Source organism: Albidovulum sp. (assembly GCF_049646345.1).
Taxonomy (GTDB): domain Bacteria; phylum Pseudomonadota; class Alphaproteobacteria; order Rhodobacterales; family Rhodobacteraceae; genus Albidovulum.
The window spans coordinates 1-1,868 of record NZ_JBARVQ010000218.1 but is presented as its reverse complement, the minus strand read 5'-3'; the positions used below and the strand labels follow the sequence as shown (position 1 = coordinate 1,868).

Below are 1,868 nucleotides of genomic sequence, written 5' to 3'. Positions count from 1 at the left end.
GCCGAAAGGGGCGGCAGGGTCCGAGACGAGGCCGCGGTTTAGGCCGACCATGCCGTAGTCAAGCCGCTCGCAGACCTGCAGGCCGCGCTTCATGTCTGCGGTGAAGACATAGGCGACAAGCCCGTATTCCGTGGCATTGGCCCGGGCGACGACATCGGTCTGATCCGTGAAGCTTTGAATTGCGGCGACCGGGCCGAAGATCTCGTCATGCACGCATTCGGCGGTTTCTGGCACGTTTGACAGCACCGTGGGTGGGTAGAAGAACCCCTTGCCACCCGGTGCCTTGCCGCCAAGTTCAAGTGTCGCTCCCTTGGCCATGGCGTCATCCACGAACGCCGCGACCTTGTCGCGGGTGTCGGCATTGACCAAGGGGCCGACATCGACCGAGGGGTCGCTGCCGTCGCCGAGTTTCAGCGCGGCCATCGCGGCGGTGAATTTCGAAGTGAATGCTCCGGCCACAGAGGCATGCACGTAGATCCGGTTCGCGGCGGTGCAGGCTTCGCCGAGGTTACGCATCTTGGCCAGCATCGCGCCTTCGACGGCTACATCCAGATCGGCATCCTCAAAGACGATGAGCGGGGCGTTGCCGCCCAATTCCATCGCCGGTTTCAGCACCTGATCGGCGGCGGAATGCAACAGTTTGCGGCCGACTCCGGTCGAGCCGGTAAAGCTGACCACCCGAACGCGCGGATCATGCAGCATGTGATCGACAAGTGCCCCACTCTTGCGCGAGGGCAGCACGTTGACAAGACCCTTCGGTACGCCCGCCTCTTCCAAAAGCGGCATCAGCGCCAGCATGGTCAGCGGCGTCTCGGACGCGGGCTTGATGATCACCGCGCAACCGGCGGCCAGCGCGGGGGCGATCTTGCGGGTGCCCATGGCGGCGGGGTAGTTCCAGGGCGTTACCAGAACCGCAAGGCCTGCGGGTTTGTGCTGGACAATAATCCGCGCGCCTGAGGCGGGCGCATGAGTGATCAACCCGTCGGCGCGGACGGCTTCTTCCGCGAACCAGCGGAAAAACTCGGCGGCATAGGTAGCCTCGCCCATCGCGTCGGCGCGGGCCTTGCCGTTTTCAAGCGTGATCAGGCGGGCGAAATCCTCCAGCCGGTCCGACATCAGCTCCCACGCCTTGCGCAGCACTTCGGATCGCGCGCGCGGGGTGCGGGCCGCCCAGTCTTTCATCGCGGCTTCGCCTGCCTCGAGCGCGGCATCGGCATCTGCAATCTCGGCCGAGGCAACAGAGGCCAGCACCTCCTCAGTCGCCGGGTTGATCACGTCGAAACGGGTGCCCGACGCGCCGGGGCGCCACTGTCCGTCGATATAGAGGTCAGTCTGGAACATTGGGTTTCCTCAAGGGTCAGATCAGGTGGAGAAGCGGTTCGGACAGGCGCTCGGCGAAGCCGGTGATGAGGGCGACGGCAGTATCTTCGGACAACTGGCCATCGGTATAATCCAGCGTAAGGGCGTAGCTTTCACCATCCGTGCCGACGCTTAGCGTTGGCGCGGGACCGGGGCCGACGCGCATCGTCGTGATCGGGCTTGCCGTCAGGTCGCGAAGGACAATCGCGGCGGGCCGGTCGCTCATGTCCTCCGGCTGCGCCGACAGCCGAGCATGGTCGGGGTTTGCAAGCCGTCGCGGGGCTGCGCCGAGTGCGATCAGTTCGACAGTGATCTCGGCGGCACCGGTTGCGGCGCGCAGCGCGTCGGCGGCGAAGCGGGTCCAGAGCGTGTCAGGCCGCAGGGTGGTGCCTGCTTCGGCTTCCATCCGCGTAAGGAAGGCAATGGTACCGGCCATCGGTGCGCGGGCGCCGATCTGAAAGGCGGTCTGAACTGCGGCAGCGCGTTCTGGCACTGCGGGGGCGGCTTCG

1 protein-coding gene and 1 pseudogene are annotated in these 1,868 nt (G+C 65.6%); both read right to left on the bottom strand.

Annotation, left to right across the window (positions count from 1 at the left end):
- Positions 1 to 1,341 (bottom strand): NAD-dependent succinate-semialdehyde dehydrogenase (locus WBB85_RS05305; RefSeq protein WP_432637586.1); only part of this gene is annotated, 1,341 nt, incomplete at its 3' end.
- Positions 1,342 to 1,357: 16 nt separating this feature from the next.
- A pseudogene (locus tag WBB85_RS05300) lies at positions 1,358 to 1,868 on the bottom strand (hypothetical protein); the annotation flags it as partial.